This window comes from Wolbachia endosymbiont (group B) of Pammene fasciana (genome assembly GCF_947251495.1).
In the GTDB taxonomy this organism is placed as follows: domain Bacteria; phylum Pseudomonadota; class Alphaproteobacteria; order Rickettsiales; family Anaplasmataceae; genus Wolbachia.
This window is the reverse complement of record NZ_OX366360.1, coordinates 461,456-479,015: the sequence shown is the minus strand read 5'-3', so window position 1 is coordinate 479,015 and position 17,560 is coordinate 461,456. Positions and strand designations below refer to the sequence as shown.

The following is a 17,560-nucleotide window of genomic DNA, read 5'->3' as shown; positions in this document are numbered from 1 at the left end:
ATAAAAATTTTTATTCAATAACATTTAAAGACAACTCACGTAAATGTTTATTGTCCACTTTAGAAGGAGCACCCATTAGAACATCTTCTCCTTGCTGATTCATAGGAAAACAGATTACTTCACGAATGTTTGGTTCATCGGCAAGTAGCATAACCATTCTATCAACCCCCGGTGCTATTCCACCATGAGGTGGCGCTCCAAACCTGAATGCACGCACAAGCGCGCCAAATTTTGTATCAACTTCCTCTTTACTGTAGCCTGCAATGGCAAAAGCTCTGTACATAATATCTAGTTTGTTATTACGAATCGCCCCACTTGAAAGCTCTATTCCATTGCAAACGAGATCATATTGATAAGCAAGGATATCTAGTGGATCTTTGTCTTCTAAATCCTTCAAGCCACCATGTGGCATGGAAAATGGGTTATGAAAGAAATCTATTTTTTTGCTTTTATCATCATATACAAAATATGGAAAATCGATGACCCAGCAAAACTTAAAGATATTGTCATCTATAAGACCTAGTTGTGATCCTAAGAGAGAGCGAACTTTCCCTGCAATTATTGCTGCTTCATTTTCCTTATCAGAAGCAAAAAATACACTATCTCCAGGCTTTACATTTGTTATTTCTTTTATAGAATTTAACCTATTGTCATCAAGAAATTTAGCAATTGGTCCTTTTGCAATTCCATCTTTATCGAACGTTATATATCCAAGACCTTTAGCACCGAATTCTTTTTGCGCATGTTCTATTTTTTTATCAAAAAAGCTGCGTGGTTCCTCCGCTGTTTTGGGAGCAGGAATGGCTCTGACTACCATACCTCGCTCAATATTGCTTTTGAAAATATTGAACTCTGAATTACGGAAAATTTCTGTTACATCGCTGATCAATAGTGGATTGCGCAGATCTGGTTTATCAGAACCGTATTTGAGCATTGCGTCTTTGTATGTAATACGTGGAAAATCTTTATCAACTGATTTTCGAGAAAATTTGGCAAACACTTTATATAAAGTAGACTCAATAACCTGAAATATATCTTCTTGAGTTACAAAAGACATTTCAAGATCTAGCTGATAAAACTCCCCAGGAGAACGGTCAGCCCTTGCGTCCTCATCACGAAAACAAGGTGCAATTTGAAAATATTTATCAAACCCTGAAACCATAAGCAACTGCTTAAAAATCTGTGGAGCTTGTGGTAATGCATAGAATTTACCAGGATTTAGTCTGCTTGGCACTAAATAATCACGTGCTCCTTCAGGAGAAGAGGCAGTAAGTATGGGAGTTTGAATATCTAAGAATCCTTGCTCTATCATGAGCCTCCTGAGCTCTGAAATGATCTGTGAACGTAGAATAATGTTATTACGAACCTTTTCACGTCTTAAATCAAGAAAACGATATTTAAATCTCATGTTTTCTGGGTATTCTTGCTCACCGGCGATACTTGCTAATATACTCCTTTCTTCTTTTGCTATTTCTTCATCACAGTGGAACTCAACTTCAGATTCAACTTGTAAATTACTAACTATAACTTCAATTTCTCCTGTGGAAATAGAGCTATTTACCGTATCTTCAGTTCTAGCTTTGACTATTCCTGTGACAGTAATCACACTTTCTGATTTTAAATTCGAAATTTCATCAAAAAAATCTTTATCGTTATTGAATACCAACTGAGTAATCCCATGAAAATCTCTTAAATCAACAAAGATTAGGTTACCATGGTCACGTTTACGGTACAGCCACCCAGAGAGAGTAACTTCCTTTTCTACATCATTCTTCCTTAATTCATTACACTCGTGAGTTTTATAACAGTTCATTTAATTGAAATTTCTAGAATACAAAAAGATTATAAAATAAATTAACCTTTGGGCAAGATAATATCTAAAGATCCTTTACAAGCAATTCTGATTTAGATATACTTTTTTATTATGTGTGTTGAGGTGTATTTATGAACCCTGAAGAATTAAAAGAAATTTTAGCTAAAAAAGAGAGGGTGAATGCTGTAATAAAAGATCTTGTTGATACTGTCACCAAAAATGATTTAGAAAAAGTAAAGTCAATTTTTGAGGAAAATAGTTCCATTATTCGAGATGTTGTCACTGAGGTTAATTCCCAAAGCGGTACAAATTTATTAAAGTGTTCTACTAATAACAAAATGGCCGAATATCTAATAGAAAAGGGTATAAGCTTTAGCGCTGCAGTCACAAAGGCAGTTAAAAGAAGAGATTTAGAGTCAGTAAAATCAATCTGTCAGATTAACAGCTTAATAGCTAAAGATGAGTTATCGCAAAATCCTGAGCCACTAGAATCTGCAACTTATGATCACAAATTTAATGATAAAATTGCAAGGTATTTGATTGAACAAGGTGCAAATCCTAATGCAACTGATCATCTTGGTCGTTACTTACTTCATCTGCAAACTGCACAAGGCAATTTCGAAGGAGCTAAGGCTTTAATAGAAAACGGTGCGGATGTTAACTTAATAAATCAAGAGGTAAAAAGCTATCAGAACTTAATTATTGGTGGTAGTGCGTTAAAGGGTCAAACTGCGTTGAATTTTGCAATTAGAATATATTACAGACATAAAGACATAGACGATCAAAAATCTGATAAAACCTTAAAATTTATAAGTTATTTAATAGAACACAAAGCAAACTTAAATATCAAAGATTGTAATGAGATGGTCCCTTTAGATATTGCTATATTTCATAATTCTCCAAAGATAGTAGAATTATTGATAAAAGCTGGTGCTGATCTTAATGTTGGAAGGAAAAAAGCAGAAGGTGTTTTAAAGTATGCAATTACTGAAGGGCATATAGATATAGGGAAAGCTACAATTCGATATATTTTGGAACATGACTCACACTGGTTAACAACTTCAAATAAACCAGATCTTCTCAATGACCAACAAGAGTTATCAAACTATTGGGATGAATATAAAGCTCAAGTTAAAGAGCTTCATGATATAGTGGGAGATAGAATTGACTTGACTGGTGACGGCTCTACCCGTCCTATAATGAGAACAGTGAGTGGCTTTTTAGATCATGAAAGTAGAAAAAATCTAGTAAAATCATCATTTATATCTAGTGCTGAGGCACCAGAAAATTTTTGTCCGAGAAAGCTGGCTGTTATAAGTGTAGCTGCAATAACTTGCGCTTTAGCATTATATTTTCTTGCTCCATTAATCATTGGGTCTTCTGCTGGAATTGGTACTCAACTAGCATTAGGAGCTGTAGGTGCAGTTGTAGGTGGTGGAATTGGAATCTTGACTAATGTGGCAATCGATCAATGCTACGTTAATTCAGTTACTCAGAAAGCTGACTAAAATTAAAGCGCCATAGATTGCTAAAATCCATAATTGTGGAGTAATATAATGTTACTTTCCTCAAGCCTTTAGCTCCTCAAATACTTCTCTTGCTCTGTTTAAAACAGAATCAGGAAAACCAGCAAGTTTTGCTACATGTATTCCATATGACTCATCTGCAATGCCTTCAATTACTTCATGTAAAAAGATGACTTCTCCTTTCCATTCTTTTATTTTCATACAAAAACATTTCACATTTTCTAAGTATTCACCTACTTTAGTCAATTCATGATAATGAGTTGCAAAAATGGCGCGGCACTTATTTACATTGTGAATATGTTCAATCACCGCCTGTGCAATAGATAATCCATCATACACCCCTGTGCCCCTACCAATTTCATCAAGTATCACCAAGGAACGGTCCGTTGCCTGATTTACTATCGTTGCTGTTTCGATCATCTCTACCATGAAGGTAGAATAACCAGCTGTTATATTATCCGTTGCGCCAACCCTGCTGAATATCTTGTCAATCACTCCTACATGCGCACTCTCTGCTGACACAAATGACCCCATGTGAGCTAAAACTGCAATGAGAGCGTTTTGCCTCAAGAAAGTGCTTTTTCCAGCCATATTAGGACCAGTAATTAGATGTATACCAGCTAAATTGATGCTATTTGCAATGAATTTATCGTTAACTTCAACCACTGGGTGTCTTCCGCTACAGATATTGAACTCTTTGCTGTCATCAATAATGGGTTTTACGTAATTATTTTGCACTGCAAGCTCTGCAAATGCGGTTCTAATATCAAGTTTTGCCAAAGCATTTGCAGCAAGAGCAATTTTTTCAGATTCTTTAGCGACTTCACTACACAGTTCACTAAAAATTTTCATTTCTAAGCCGATTGCAGCATCACGTGCCGTAAGAATTTTATTTTCTAGTTCTTTCAATTCATTAGTAGTGTAGCGCATGCTATTTGCTAAGCTTTGTCTATGAATAAATATATCCGAAGTTATTTTGTGATTTGCCGACACTTCAACGTAATAACCGAGTATGTTGTTATGTAATATTTTAAGTGCGGCAATACCAGTTAGGTCGCGATAAGATTCACGGAGTTTGGTTATTAGTTTATTACTATTATTTAATATGTAGGATAACTCAGATAATTCTGAGTTGTATTTTGAGTGAATAAATCCTCCTTCTTTCACGGAACTGAGGTTATTATCAAGTATAGCACTATTTAACAGTTCAAATAGGTCTTTATGATTGCCAAGGCTTTTATGTATTGTGCTTAGTTCACTTTCGTCACTACTTATCACCTGAGTAGTAGACACTGGTTCCTTTTCTCTGGTCAAGCACTGGAATGACATCTGAGAGTTAATTTCTGATTTTTCACTTAAACAATAATTATGCAAGGTAGACAGAAACTCAGACAACTCTAAAGTTTTTCCTAGGCCTATTTTTAATAGGTTCATATCCTTTGGTGAACCACGCCCTAGTATTAGGCGCGATAAAGACCTCTCAATATCTGGAATGTTAGATAATATCTCTCGTATTTTTCTGCGTGGCTCATGATTATTTACAAAAAATTGAGCGGTGCTGAGCCTCAAATTAATTGCCTTAGAGCAAGCAAGGGGTGAAGCGAGCATTTGTTTGAGCAGGCGTCCACCAGAGGCTGTTACTGTGTGATCAATAACTGAAATTAGTGAACCTTTCTTTTCACCAAATTGAGTTGAAAACAACTCAAGGTTTCTCCTTGCTGAAGCATCAATAAGCATGAAATTTTGTTGCTTATAGGTTTTTGGGAATTCAAGCCTTGGAATGGAGCCCCTTTGTGTTACTCTGACATATTCAAGCAGTGCACCACACGCCATGATTTCTACTTTGCTGAAATTTCCTATACTCCCAAGTTCCCTGATTTTATAAAACTCGCATAACGTTCTGTGAGATTTACTATACTCAAAAAAACTCTGTGCGTGTTGTGTAATTGATATTTTATAATTTTTTAAAATCGATCTAATTTTTTCGTCCTCAATGAATTTTTCAGAAATTAATAATTCTCTTGGTGATATACGCAATAAATCACTATCTAGAGCCTTCAAACTTGTTAAAGTGTGAAAAAATTTTCCCGTCGATAATTCAAGCCAACTAATAGCATATTCATCATTTTGTTCAACTATGGATGCGAGATAATTATTGCTTTTATCCTCCAGTAGTGAATCTTCTATAATTGTACCTGGAGTTACAACTCGCACTACATCACGTTTTACTATGGATTTATAGCCCCTCTTTTTTGCTTCATCAGCAGTTTCTAATTGGTCACAGATTGCTACTTTGAATCCTAAATCTATTAGCTTGTGCAGGTAAGACTCACTACTGTGTGCTGGCACTCCACACATTGGTATTTCTTGCCCATTTGAATTGCCCCTCTTGGTTAGCACTATATTCAGCAATTTCGCAGCTTTAATAGCATCATCGAAAAACAACTCATAAAAATCTCCTAGCCTATAAAATAGCAGATGATCCTTGTATTGAGCTTTCAGGTTCAAATATTGCTCCATTACAGGGGTATTTTTTTCTCTTATTAAGTTCATAACATTTTTAAATATGTTAGCAGCAAACCGCTTACTCTGGTGTTGGTTATTTTATTATGGATCAATAATTTTTTTTAGCTATAGTACAAAAACAAATAGTTTGAGGTAGAATTATGGAATATGAACGGTTGTTAAAAATATTAAGGACAATAAGTGACTTAAATGAGAACAATATAATCGAAAGGGTAAAAGAGGAATTGGAAAAAGAAGATCCAGACACGTACAAAAAGTGGCAAGATAATGGATTTAACATAAATTATACATTCGATGATCAAAGTACATTGTTACATATAGCTGCTAGAAATGATCTTGTAAAGATAGCAGAGCTTTTAATAAAAAAAGATACTGTCTTGCTAGTCAACAAAAAAATTACTCAAGCTGTATCATAAAATCAAAAAATACTTCTGATTGTGTAACAGTACACAGATTACAGTTAGTGAATATGTTGAATGGATTGGAAGCATTTTTTGATTTTAAACTACAGTCAACATCCTAGTTCTGTAATTCTTGATATGATTTGGATCAAAAGCACTTTTGGATGTCAGGATACCGAAAATGATATGGAGTAGCTTACGCATTGCAGCTCCCACAATTGCCATATTATGCTTACCCTTCTTCTTTAGTCTTTGGCAAAAACTCACAATGATAGGATTGTGATTCTTGGCTACTATGGCAGGAAAGAAAAGGGCCTTACGTAATGTTTGTGAACCTGATTTACTTAATCTTGGTTTAGAATGTACAGATGAACCTGATGTTATATTTTTCGGTATAACTCCTGTATATGCTGCCAATTGTCTGGCATCTCTAAAAGCTTTTATGTCAGGGATTTCAGCTAAAATAGCTACTGCTGATTCCTCTCCTATGCCTGGAATAGTCAGTAGAAGTTGAAAATTTTCCAACAACTCTTTGTGTTGCTTTAATAGTTCACGTACGGAGTTTTTTATTGTTTCTATTTTTTGAGCTATATTCATTGCAAGGTCTTCCCAAGCATTTGCAACTTCTTTAGGCAGTCTCTCTTTTTTTTCTAGGTGGTTATTTACTAATGCTAATTCATCTTTTAACGCAACTGAGCAACGATAAAGATGTTTTAATTTTTTCATTTCAGAAGAAGGTGGTGTCCAACGAGTTGGTTCCTGTCTTTGGCAATAATCAGCAATAATTTCTGCATCAGTCTGATCATTCTTTTGTCTTACGAGTTTACTCCTTGTATAAGATTTAATACAATAAGGATTTACAACACTAACAAAATGTCCAGCATTGTGCAGAAATTCAGCCAAAGCTTCGCTATAACAACCAGTAGCCTCCATGCATGACTTTACTTCTTCCACATTATGCTTTTGTAGAAAACTCAGCAGACCTTGAAACCCAAGATCATCGTTCTTAAAGCTTCTTTTCCTAGTTTCACGCTTTTCTTTTTTACTTATGAATGAAAGAAAAACATCAAAGCGATCTTTTGATACATCAATTCCAAGAAAGTTGTTGATCATATATAACCCCATACGTTACCATTTAAAACGAAAAGTAAGGCTAACCTTGTGGATACAGAATTAGAGCCATTTAGGTCTTTCTACGATACCGTCCAGCCTATACTTTTGAGGAGGGAACTCTTATCTTTCTTACAGATTTTATATCTAAGAGGGGAAACAGAGTTCTTCCCTCCTCCACCTAATGCTTAAGCTTAAAACATTAGATGCTTTTTACAAGATACAAGGGGGTAATGTTAATACAGCAGATCAAGATGGATGGAATCCTTTACACTTTGCTGTTGCAAGTGGCAGTATAGGAGTGGTAGAGATTCTCATAGCAAACGGGGTTAATGTTAATGTAGCAGATCAAAATGGGTTTACTCCTTTGCATTGTGCTGCTCACAATGCAAATAAAGAGATAGTAGAACTCCTATTAGACAAGGGGGCTAATGTTGATGCAGTAAATCAAAATGGGTGTACTCCTTTGCATTGTGCTACTATCAATGGACATGAAGAAATAGTAGAACTCCTATTAGAGAAAAGGGCTAATGTTGACGTAGCGGATGAATACGGGCGTACTTCGTTATGCTGGGCTATTAGAAATGGCTATTCAGAAATAGCAAGAATTCTACTTGAAAACAAAGCAGATCCTTTATTGGGACATAAAAGTTTTAACACATTAAAGCTTTTAATTGAATTAATAAAAAATGATTTTAAGCACTCTAAGAAAGCAGAAGAAACACAGCAACAAGAAGATGATGAATATGAATTGATTAAATACTCGTTGCTACTTCGCAATGACTGCTCCTTAACGGATGTTGTCGAAAGAAGTGCATTTGGCAAGCTGATATCTACGTGGCTTGTTGACATGTCCAACTTAACAGAGAGTCAGAAGGAGTTGAATAAAAAATTCTTAAGTACTTTTAAAGACTTTCCACATGTTACTTATAAGGATTATAAGAACGATGTTGAAAAAATTAAAAAATTTTTACTAGATCATAAAAGTAATCAAGATCTAAAAACCATTCTCAACCTTAAAAGAGGAGAATCTAAACTGACAATACTGCATATTCTATCAAGTATGGAATGTAGCAATTCAAAAGAATGCATAGATTTACTGTTGAATTCAGGTGCTGATCCTAATGAAAAGGACGACACAGGAAGAACGCCTTTGCATTATGCTACTCGTTCTGGTCATTGTGATACAATTATCAAATTGCTTCTAAGGAAAGGAGCTAATCTTGATATAAAGGATAAAAAAGGTAAAACCCCAATAGAATTTGCAGTTAATAATCCCAACCTTAATATTAAAGAGTACTTTTTAACTGATGATGTTATTTATGGAACTTTTCGTAAAAAAACACAAGTTGACTATAATGGAAAAAAGTATTTGTGCAAAAGTGTAAATCTATGGGGAGAGGATTTTCTACTAGATGAGCAAGATCCAGATAAATATTCTGATAAATTAAATGAAGTTCAAGACATAAATCAGCTAGAACAGGTTGTAAATGAAGCTATAAAATCTAAGGTAAGGTTCAATCTTACTTGTGAGGGAAATATATATGAAAATACTTATGAGAGTAAGTATAATTTTACAGATTATGTAATAAGAAGAATTAGTGAATTAAAGATTTTTCAAGTTGAAAGGGACATAGAAGTTGCTAGTCGCATAGTATGTAATTTGGTAAAAAGAGGTGCAGTATTTGAAACTCTAAGTAGTATAATTGTAATTGATAAACTAGAGAAGTTTAAAGACCACAAAGCTAATCTGAAAGAAGCACGTAAAAGCTATATACATTATTCTCTAAGGTTTTTGGAAGCTGCAAAAAACGCAACTACTGGCAAGGTAAAAGAGGCAAAAATGGACAACTTCACTTTCTACTTGAAATACTCAAAGAATAGTATAGTCGAGGTTGCAAAAATCATAAATGGAACAGATGAAAGCACAGAATTTCGAAGAGACGTGATAGCAATCGGTGAAAGCGAGATAGAAATTTTAACGGAAGGTGGGGTAAGAAATTATACTGACCTTATAGGTAATATAGTACTGACTTTTCATACTGATTTGGGAAAAGTAGATGCTAGATTGTATTCTGATGTGCAAGATGAAGGAAAAATTATAGTAGAAGTGAGTAACAAGGAGGAAATATTGGAAAAGTTTAAAAATTATAAAGAAGAGTTAGGTGAGAACTGCTTGCTTGGTGGTTCTTCTGTCTACGACGCTATTAAGCAGGGATATTTTAAAAGGCCTGAGGAAGTAGATTCCATATATCATGTAAGTTCTTCATTAGAAAATATATCTTTATTTCCTATTGTACAACAGAACACAGAGAAAATTCGCTAGCGAGGTTAGTGTTGCTTAGCTTAAGTTTAAATTGCCAAAAAATGCAAACTTTATGATACTGAAGGAACTACTTTTTTGGTAGAAGGCAAAGCAGCAAGGAGCGAGCCAAAAGCGATAAGAAAGGATCCTAGCCAGATTATAGACATTCCAGGTTTATAGTGCACTTTAGCTGCGATTTTGCTCTTACTCTTATCAATCTCTCCAATTACAACATAAATATCAGAAAATAAATTGTGGTAGATACTGCTTTCAACATTTTTCTGACCTTCCGCAAGGTAAAATCTATATTCAGGAGTTACTTCACCTAATATCTTATTATTCAGCAAATTCCTGATATCCATTGTACCCCTCACTGCATGGAAATTTTTTTCTTTTATTAGCTCAATATTTCGTAAAGTAACTTTAAATTTATTGACTGTTATGCTGTCTCCTATTCCCAAGTAGTTTTCTTTTTTCTCCTGCCAACCAACGGAATAAGATATACCAAGCACTAGAATTGCCACTCCAGCATGAGCAAGCATCATTCCATAGTAGGACTTAGAAACTCTTCTTGCTAATAAAATTGATTCACCAAATGCTACCTTAAATAAACAAATTCTTTTACTATATGCTTCTAAAACAAAGATTAATAATGCTATGGAGATGGTAATTGATAGCACAATCATTAGCTCCATGTGAAAGATAAACGGCAAAATAGCTGCAGCACTACAAAATGAAAATCTATATTCACGGAATATTGGCAATAGACTATTTCCCTGCCAACTGCAGTATTGCCCTATCATGGTGAGTACTAGAATAGCTAGTGCAATAGAGTTAAATAAAGAATTGTAATATGGTGCTCCAACTGAAATTAATTCACCGGTTAAATACTCAAGCACTGTAGGGTATAAAGTGCCAACGAACACGATGAAAAAGGCAGTGATGAATAATAAATTGTTCATCAGCATCATCGTAAGGCGTGAAAAGAATCTTCTACCTTCTGTCACTTGAGTAGCAGATTTCTTTTCAGATTCCAATATCGAATACTGGAAAGATGTGTGATTCTTTCTCGTAAACACTACAAATATTACTAAGCTACTGACTGTAATTACACCAAGTAGAGCTAATATATACAGTCCATATCTTGGGTCATCTGCAAACGTGTGCACTGAGGTAAGTATTCCTGAGCGGACTAGAAATGTTCCAGTCACACTCAATATAAAAGTTGTAAGCGTAAGTAAAATAGCGAAATTCCTTAAAGTATTGAAATTTCGTACAACGAGCAACAAATGTGTCAGCGCCACTGCAATTAGCCAAGGCATCAAAGAAACGTTTTCCACTGGATCCCAGAACCAAAATCCACCCCAACCGAGTTCACGATATGCCCACCAGCTACCCAAGCTGATGCCCAAAGTGAGCAGCGACCAAGAAATAAGTACCCAAGGCCTGACAATTTTAGCCCAAACATTTCCTTCAGTATTTAAAATTAATCCAGCTATAGAGAGCGAAAAAGGAATGCTAAATCCAAGGTACCCCAAATATAATACCGGTGGATGAATAGCAAGGCCTATATCCTGCAATATCGGATTAAAACCCAGTCCATCTGTTTCAATGCCTGGCATTTTAGTGAAGGGGCTGGATTCAAGTAAAGTGAACAGTAAAAAACAAAAGCAAATCAAGCCTTGGGTGATAAGAGATATTTTTTTTAATTTACTACCATTAGTTCGTTCTGGTGTCATTCCAGTGCTTGACACTGGAATCCAGTTTTTATTACACTGCCATTTGATGTACTCATTTGCAATTAAATTGTCTGGATCCAAGTAGTCAAGCACTGGGATGACAGAAGGTATATAAATATCCATTAGTAATAAATACATGACAAGCACTAAGGTCCAAAGCAACATAGACCCTTCTTTATTTCCCCAAACACCACAAATCTTATAGATTAAAGGTTTTGTTGTGTGTGAGTGGTAATATACGTTTTCAAGTGAGAAATCATTTTTAATGTGGCAGTAGATCAAAATAGCCATTGATGCTGACACACAAAAAAATATGGCAGAGGAGACGAATCGGTAAGAACTAAACGGTAGAAACAAATACGTTAAAGATAACAAACAGGCTACCAATAACAATATATTCCCAAATTCAGGCATAAGATTCATATAATGATATTACTAATAATAAATTGGGAGTTAAAGTTTTAATATAGGAACAAAGTTAATCTTCAATTATATTAATAGTAAGTAAAAATTAAGCATTAAGCTTTTATACTTTATATTATATAACATTAATAAGGTAAAGTGGCAAAACAACATGCTGAACCAATAATTGAAAAAAATCTCTATACTATTTTAGGATTCAAAGATGTAGAAGATTTAGAACATAAGACAAGTAAGTCCGTTAACAAAAAAATTTGGCAGCTATTTATTGATTGCTTTACAAAGGAAATAGATTATGTAGCAACTAAGCAAGTTGTAAAAAACGTTGTTTGTAATATTGCCAAAAGTGCCCAAGGCAATGCTTTTACTGAAGCTGAAAGCTTAATCTTAAACGAAAAACAAGATAATAAAAAGAGAGAAAGAGCGATTAAAAAAGCTACTAGTATTTTAAAAAAAATCAATCCAGAAAAAGCCTTCAATGAACTTTCAGTAATAAAAAAACAAGCCGAAGATTTTTTACAAACCGATTTTTATAAGGCGCAGAGCAAACCACTGCCAGGATTTGCTACATCTGGTGCACAGCTTTTTGCGGAAACTTTGAAATATATAGAAACACTAGAAAAATTATCAGAAGTTAAAAAGGAAGATTTAACTAAGAGTTTCCTATTAAATTATATTAGTTCACTGAACAAAAAGTATCCTAAATCACAAGGTAAAAGGGAAGATGCTATACGAATACTATCAAGCGATGAGTTGAAGAATTTTTATAATAAAGGTGTAGAGGAAGGAATACTACAACCGCTGGTATCATATAAAGAATGCAGAAATCTGTATGATAAAATGAGCCAAACAAAGGATGAATGTATAATCAAAAAAGAAGAACATGAGAAAGCAAGTAAGTCAATAACCAGTATAATTAGTGACATAAAAAAATGTAGAGAAGCAGTCCTTAGTTGCAAAAATTTTCAGAGCTCCTACATAAAGGAAAAAGCAGAACACCCATTTAGAGGCACCTCATGTCAAAAAATGATTGATATATATCAAGAGAGAATTGCTGGATATCAGGAAAAAATTCGTCAAAACCTAAACCAAATAAGAGCAATATTAAAAGATACGCCGCAAGATGTGGAAAAATTTAAGGAAATAATCAATTGTGTGCATGAAGCAGAGCAGTATGATGAAATTTTTGATTCGGCTTTAATTTGTTTATCGAACATACAGAATAAGCTAGATATTCAACCAGAAAATCCCCTAACAGAACTCAGAGCTTCACAAATCAACGTTGAAATTGAGCTAACTAGGCTCTGTGAACAAAATATTAGAGTAAGCATGTGAGTGCTTCAACAAAATTCAAAAAACCAATAAAGACCTCATAAGTCTTATCAAAATAGGAGATTTCTAATAGTGGCAAATACCATGTATTTCTTTCAATTTGCCACTACCTAAATCACACATTGTCTTCCAGAAGGAAAATTTTTGTTCCACTGGCAACCACCTCATGTATAGCTTTACTTTCATAATAAGAAAAATGGCAAAAGCAATTTTAGATCTACTCTAATAAAAGCCTATTTTCCTTGAAACTAAAATAGCTACTAAATGTGATAATAATATGATCTATTAATTCTATTCCTATGCTTTTGCAAGCTTCTGCAAGCTGTCTAGTGAGAAACATATCGCTACTTGAAGGCTGTATATCTCCACTTGGGTGATTGTGGGATATTACAATCGATGTTGAGCCAATCAAAAGAGCGCGTCTTATGATCTCTCTAACGTAAATAGGAGTTTGATCTACTGTACCAAAGTTCTGCAGATCTTCCGCTATTAGACGATATCTTTTATTCATATAGATGACGCGAAAATTTTCTTTATTAAGGCTTCCTATACTTACTTTTAAATAATCAAGCAAATTTTCCCAGTTATTGATTATAGGTAGGTCCTTTATTTCTTCTCGTGCAGAACGAACAAAAGCCTGTTTCACACAAAAGATAGCAGATATGGCTGCATTATTAACTCCTTCAATATTTTGCAGTGCTTCTAAATCGGCATTAAAAACTTTATTTAAACTGCCCAAATTTTCTATCAAACTCTTTGCTACTGGCTTTACATCGATTCTACTATATGCTGAATATAAAATGTGTTCTAAAATCTCATAATCAAGCAATGATTGTCCGTTATCTAAAATAATTCTCTCTCTTAGGCGCTTTCTATGACCTTTTTTGTAATCTTTCATTATTCATGAATTGCTTATCTCTTATAATAAGAAATTGAATTTTTAAGTAAAATATTTAATAAAACACATGAAGCATAATTGTAAATTTTTGAAGACAGCAAATGAAAGTAGCCCCTCTCTTGTCATCCCCTGCTCCCTCCTTCTTGTCATTCAAGTAGCCTCATCCCAGTGTCCCTTCTATATATCATCCCAGTGCTCCTTCTATGTCATCCCAGTGCTCCTTCTATGTCATCCCAGTGCTCCTTCTATGTCATCCCAGTGCTCCTTCTATGTCATCCCAGTGCTTGACACTGGTTTCTTACCAACAAAAACCTAGCATAACTTTTGTGCTCAAAAAATTTCCAGCATCAAGTGCTGGCCTGAAGCTTTAGCTGTAAATGTTAAGAAATTTACCAAGCGAAAAAAAAAGGCAAAAAAATCCCCGTGTAACGAGTTTTGACCCTATAATAATGTAAATTGGCGCTGTAATAATGTGCTAACGCTTAAAATAAGCGCGTTTTGGCTGAATGTAGAAAAAATAAAAAAGACATGCAGCCGCTATAATTTTTATGTAATTTGCCAATAAATATCTGAGTTTTTTACTGAATTTTTGTTGTTGAACCCGCGCGGATCGAAAACAAGGATAAATACTCTTATTGTCATAATAAGGGGGCTGGCGCAGTTTGTCAAGGAAGTTTTATGCGAGAGATCTATTGAAATGCTCGTGCAAAATCATACTATTAATTAGTACACTATAAATTTAAAATTATAAATATGTTAAGCAAATTAGTAACTTTGCTATTAATTTTTATATTTCCTTTTTACTCATACTCATATCAGTTTAGAACCAAAGCAAAGCAAGCAATTGTCTTAGATTTAGCTTCAGACTCGTTCATTTTTGAACACAATTCCAGGGAAAAAATGGCCCCATCTTCAATGAGTAAGTTAATGACTTTATATGTAGCTTTTGACTATCTAAAAGCTGGAATAATAAAAATGGAAGATAAATTTCGAGTAAGTAGAAAAGCATGGGAAAGGAAAGGCTCTTCTATGTTTTTGAAAGAAGGTCAATTTGTTACGGTAAAAGAACTACTTGAAGGAATTACAATTGCCTCAGGTAATGATGCATGCATAGCGCTAGCCGAGGGTATCGCAGGATCAGAAGAGAATTTTGTTGCTGAAATGAATGAAGTTGCACAAGATTTAAATCTTAATGATAGTCATTTTGTTAACTCAAGCGGGTGGCCAGATGAAAACCATTTTATGAGCGCAAAAGACTTGGTAACACTGGCAAAAAGGATTTTTACTGATTTTCCTGAATACTATGATCTATTCTCTGAACAATATTTGACATATAACGATATTGTACAAAAAAATAAAAATCTTTTACTTTTCCATGATATTGGAGTTGATGGTCTAAAGACAGGTCATACAAGTGCTGGTGGTTATGGAATTATAGTATCTGCAAAACGGAACGATAGGAGAATTTTTGCTGTTGTGAATGGTTTGGACACCGAGAAAGAGCGAATAGAGGAAGCAAAAAGACTAATACAATATTCCTTAAATCATTTTAATACCAAGAAAATATTTGCTAAGGATAGCGTAGTTGAAGAAATAAATATTGTTTATGGAAAAGATAAAAAGGTGCCCGTTACAGTTGCAAACGATGTTACCATAACTTATAACCGCAGATTACATGATAAAATTAAAGTGCGTATTGAGTATAAAGATATGGTACCCGCACCAATTAAAAAAGGTCAAGAAGTGGGCAAAATTTTTGTAGAAATACCTGGTACTGAGCAACAAACTATACCTGTTTATGCAGCAAATGATGTGCAGAAATTGAGCTATATAAAAAAAATTTTTAGAAAGTTGTTTTAATCAGCAAATGTAAGTTAAGGAGACCTGAAATACTAATCTACTTTCAACCTCTCAGCATGTAAACTGCGTGGTAAAGATTCCAACTCTTTTGCAGCAGTGAGTTCTTTATTTTTTGCATGTATACCAAGCTTATTGAATTCTCGGGCAGCAGGAAACACTCTTGCCTCAAGCGAACCAGCAGTTTTATTGTAATGATCAACAGCACTTTTTAAGCTTCTGCGTAAATTATCAAAATTTTCGCCCATTGTGCAGATTCGCTCATATAAAATATGGCCTAGTTCACTTATTTTCTTTGCATTTTCAGCTATCATCTCTTGCTTCCATCCATAGGCTACTGCCCTAAGTAGCGCGATTAAAGTGATTGGTGTTGCAATAATTACTTTTTTTTCTATTCCAATTTCTATCAAAGCTGGTTCACATTCTAGTGCTGCACTGAAAACCCCTTCTCCTGTTAAAAAAAGTACCACAAGCTCTGGCGTATTTTCAAATTGGTTCCAATATTCCTTTCTGCCTAGATCATTTATATGTTTTTTTATTGCCAGAGAATGATTCTTCAATTTTTCCTTTTGTATCTGTAAATCATTTTGCGACATAGCATCCATGTAAGAATCAAGTGGTACTTTAGCATCTATTATTATTTGCTTTCCTGATGGCATTTTTATTATCAAATCAGGACGCAACAAATTGTCCTCATTTTTATCAATTACTGAAGCTTGAGTCAAAAAATCGCAATATTCAATCATTCCCGCCATTTCTACTACTCTTTTTAGCTGCATTTCACCCCATTTTCCCCTAATGTGAGGCTTCCTCAGGGCGTTAGCAAGGCTAGAAGTTTGACTCATTAATGCTCCAATTTGCTCCCTTAAACCTTCATAGGCCCCTACCCTCTCCTTCTCTAGGTCACGTATTTCACTATCGAATTTTTCTAACTTTTCTTTTATTGGAGTGACAACTTCGTTGATCGTTGCTTGCCTTTTTTTGAAATCACTTTCTGTTTCTTTTAGCTTACTATCGATTACTTCCTTCGCTAAATTCAGAAAATTATTGTTGTTTACCTGCAAAGCATCAAGAGAGAGAGCTTTAAAAGTGTTTGTAAGCCTCTCCTCTGCTTTTGTCAGTAATTCTATTTCCTTTTTCTTTTCCTCACGCTCTTTTTGTAGAATTACTTCAAGCTCTGCTTTTTTGACTTTCAACCCAACTATCTCTTCATCCTTATTCAGTAAAGTTCGCTTTGCCTCTTGAAGCTCACGCTCTAATTTAAGTTCAAGATTTGCTTTCTCCTCACTTAGCTTTCTATTCTTTTTTACGACGAAAAAGAGAAATAACAGTAAAAAAAGAAAATTTAACCCGAGAACTATAGAATTGAGAAGCATCAGAATACAGAAAAAACCGCACTCACAATACTATCTAATTTTTCTATATATAAAAAAGAAAAAAGAGAATCAAATGAGGTACTCTTTTGTGAAGGATTTGGTTTACTAATTAATAATCGCCTACACTTGGATTAGTGACATAATGTCTTTTTATTAAAAATCTTATATAATAGTTATTTTTATCATATCAAATAGCACATATATTAACAACTCGATTTTACTCTCATTGCTTACTATTTACCACATTACAACACTTA

The 17,560-nt window shown here is 34.4% G+C and carries 11 protein-coding genes; 5 read left to right on the top strand and 6 right to left on the bottom strand.

Annotation, left to right across the window (positions count from 1 at the left end):
• Positions 1–10: 10 nt before the first annotated feature.
• Complete coding sequence (gene aspS, locus OPR29_RS02160) at positions 11–1,813, bottom strand: aspartate--tRNA ligase (protein ID WP_265025375.1); 1,803 nt, start codon at positions 1,811–1,813, stop codon at positions 11–13.
• Positions 1,814–1,944: 131 nt separating this feature from the next.
• Here aspS and OPR29_RS02155 point away from each other — a divergent pair, with 131 nt between their 5' ends.
• Positions 1,945–3,321 (top strand): ankyrin repeat domain-containing protein, encoded by a 1,377-nt coding sequence (locus OPR29_RS02155; RefSeq protein WP_012481817.1) that lies wholly within the window; start codon positions 1,945–1,947, stop codon positions 3,319–3,321.
• Positions 3,322–3,381: 60 nt separating this feature from the next.
• On the opposite strand, the gene mutS is transcribed toward OPR29_RS02155, so the two are convergent.
• Positions 3,382–5,892: a DNA mismatch repair protein MutS gene (mutS, locus tag OPR29_RS02150; protein ID WP_265025374.1), complete on the bottom strand. Its 2,511-nt coding sequence runs from the start codon at positions 5,890–5,892 to the stop codon at positions 3,382–3,384.
• Between the two features lie 113 nt (positions 5,893–6,005).
• Here mutS and OPR29_RS02145 point away from each other — a divergent pair, with 113 nt between their 5' ends.
• On the top strand, positions 6,006–6,281 hold the full coding sequence (locus OPR29_RS02145) for an ankyrin repeat domain-containing protein (RefSeq protein ID WP_265025373.1): 276 nt from the start codon (positions 6,006–6,008) through the stop codon (positions 6,279–6,281).
• A gap of 84 nt (positions 6,282–6,365) precedes the next feature.
• Here OPR29_RS02145 and OPR29_RS02140 read toward each other — a convergent pair whose 3' ends face one another.
• Entirely contained in the window at positions 6,366–7,379 is a 1,014-nt protein-coding gene (locus tag OPR29_RS02140) for an IS110 family RNA-guided transposase (protein WP_264376686.1), read from the bottom strand.
• A gap of 181 nt (positions 7,380–7,560) precedes the next feature.
• On the opposite strand from OPR29_RS02140, the gene OPR29_RS02135 reads away from it, so the two are divergent.
• Entirely contained in the window at positions 7,561–9,702 is a 2,142-nt protein-coding gene (locus OPR29_RS02135; protein WP_265025372.1) for an ankyrin repeat domain-containing protein, read from the top strand.
• Between the two features lie 50 nt (positions 9,703–9,752).
• On the opposite strand, the gene OPR29_RS02130 is transcribed toward OPR29_RS02135, so the two are convergent.
• Positions 9,753–11,834, bottom strand: a complete 2,082-nt coding sequence (locus tag OPR29_RS02130; protein ID WP_458694651.1) for a heme lyase CcmF/NrfE family subunit — start codon at positions 11,832–11,834, stop codon at positions 9,753–9,755.
• Between the two features lie 147 nt (positions 11,835–11,981).
• On the opposite strand from OPR29_RS02130, the gene OPR29_RS02125 reads away from it, so the two are divergent.
• A complete protein-coding gene (locus OPR29_RS02125; protein ID WP_265025371.1) occupies positions 11,982–13,175 on the top strand; it encodes a hypothetical protein in 1,194 nt (397 codons plus the stop codon).
• A gap of 214 nt (positions 13,176–13,389) precedes the next feature.
• Here OPR29_RS02125 and radC read toward each other — a convergent pair whose 3' ends face one another.
• Positions 13,390–14,070 carry a RadC family protein gene (gene radC / locus OPR29_RS02120; RefSeq protein ID WP_019078756.1) on the bottom strand — a complete coding sequence of 227 codons (681 nt, stop codon included), beginning with the start codon at positions 14,068–14,070 and terminating at the stop codon, positions 13,390–13,392.
• Positions 14,071–14,823: 753 nt separating this feature from the next.
• Between radC and OPR29_RS02115 the strand changes: the two genes are divergently transcribed.
• Complete coding sequence (locus OPR29_RS02115) at positions 14,824–15,930, top strand: D-alanyl-D-alanine carboxypeptidase family protein (RefSeq protein WP_254229785.1); 1,107 nt, start codon at positions 14,824–14,826, stop codon at positions 15,928–15,930.
• Positions 15,931–15,962: 32 nt separating this feature from the next.
• Here the strand turns inward: OPR29_RS02115 and OPR29_RS02110 are convergent, their stop codons facing one another.
• A complete protein-coding gene (locus OPR29_RS02110; RefSeq protein ID WP_007302846.1) occupies positions 15,963–17,303 on the bottom strand; it encodes a DNA recombination protein RmuC in 1,341 nt (446 codons plus the stop codon).
• Positions 17,304–17,560 lie beyond the last annotated feature (257 nt).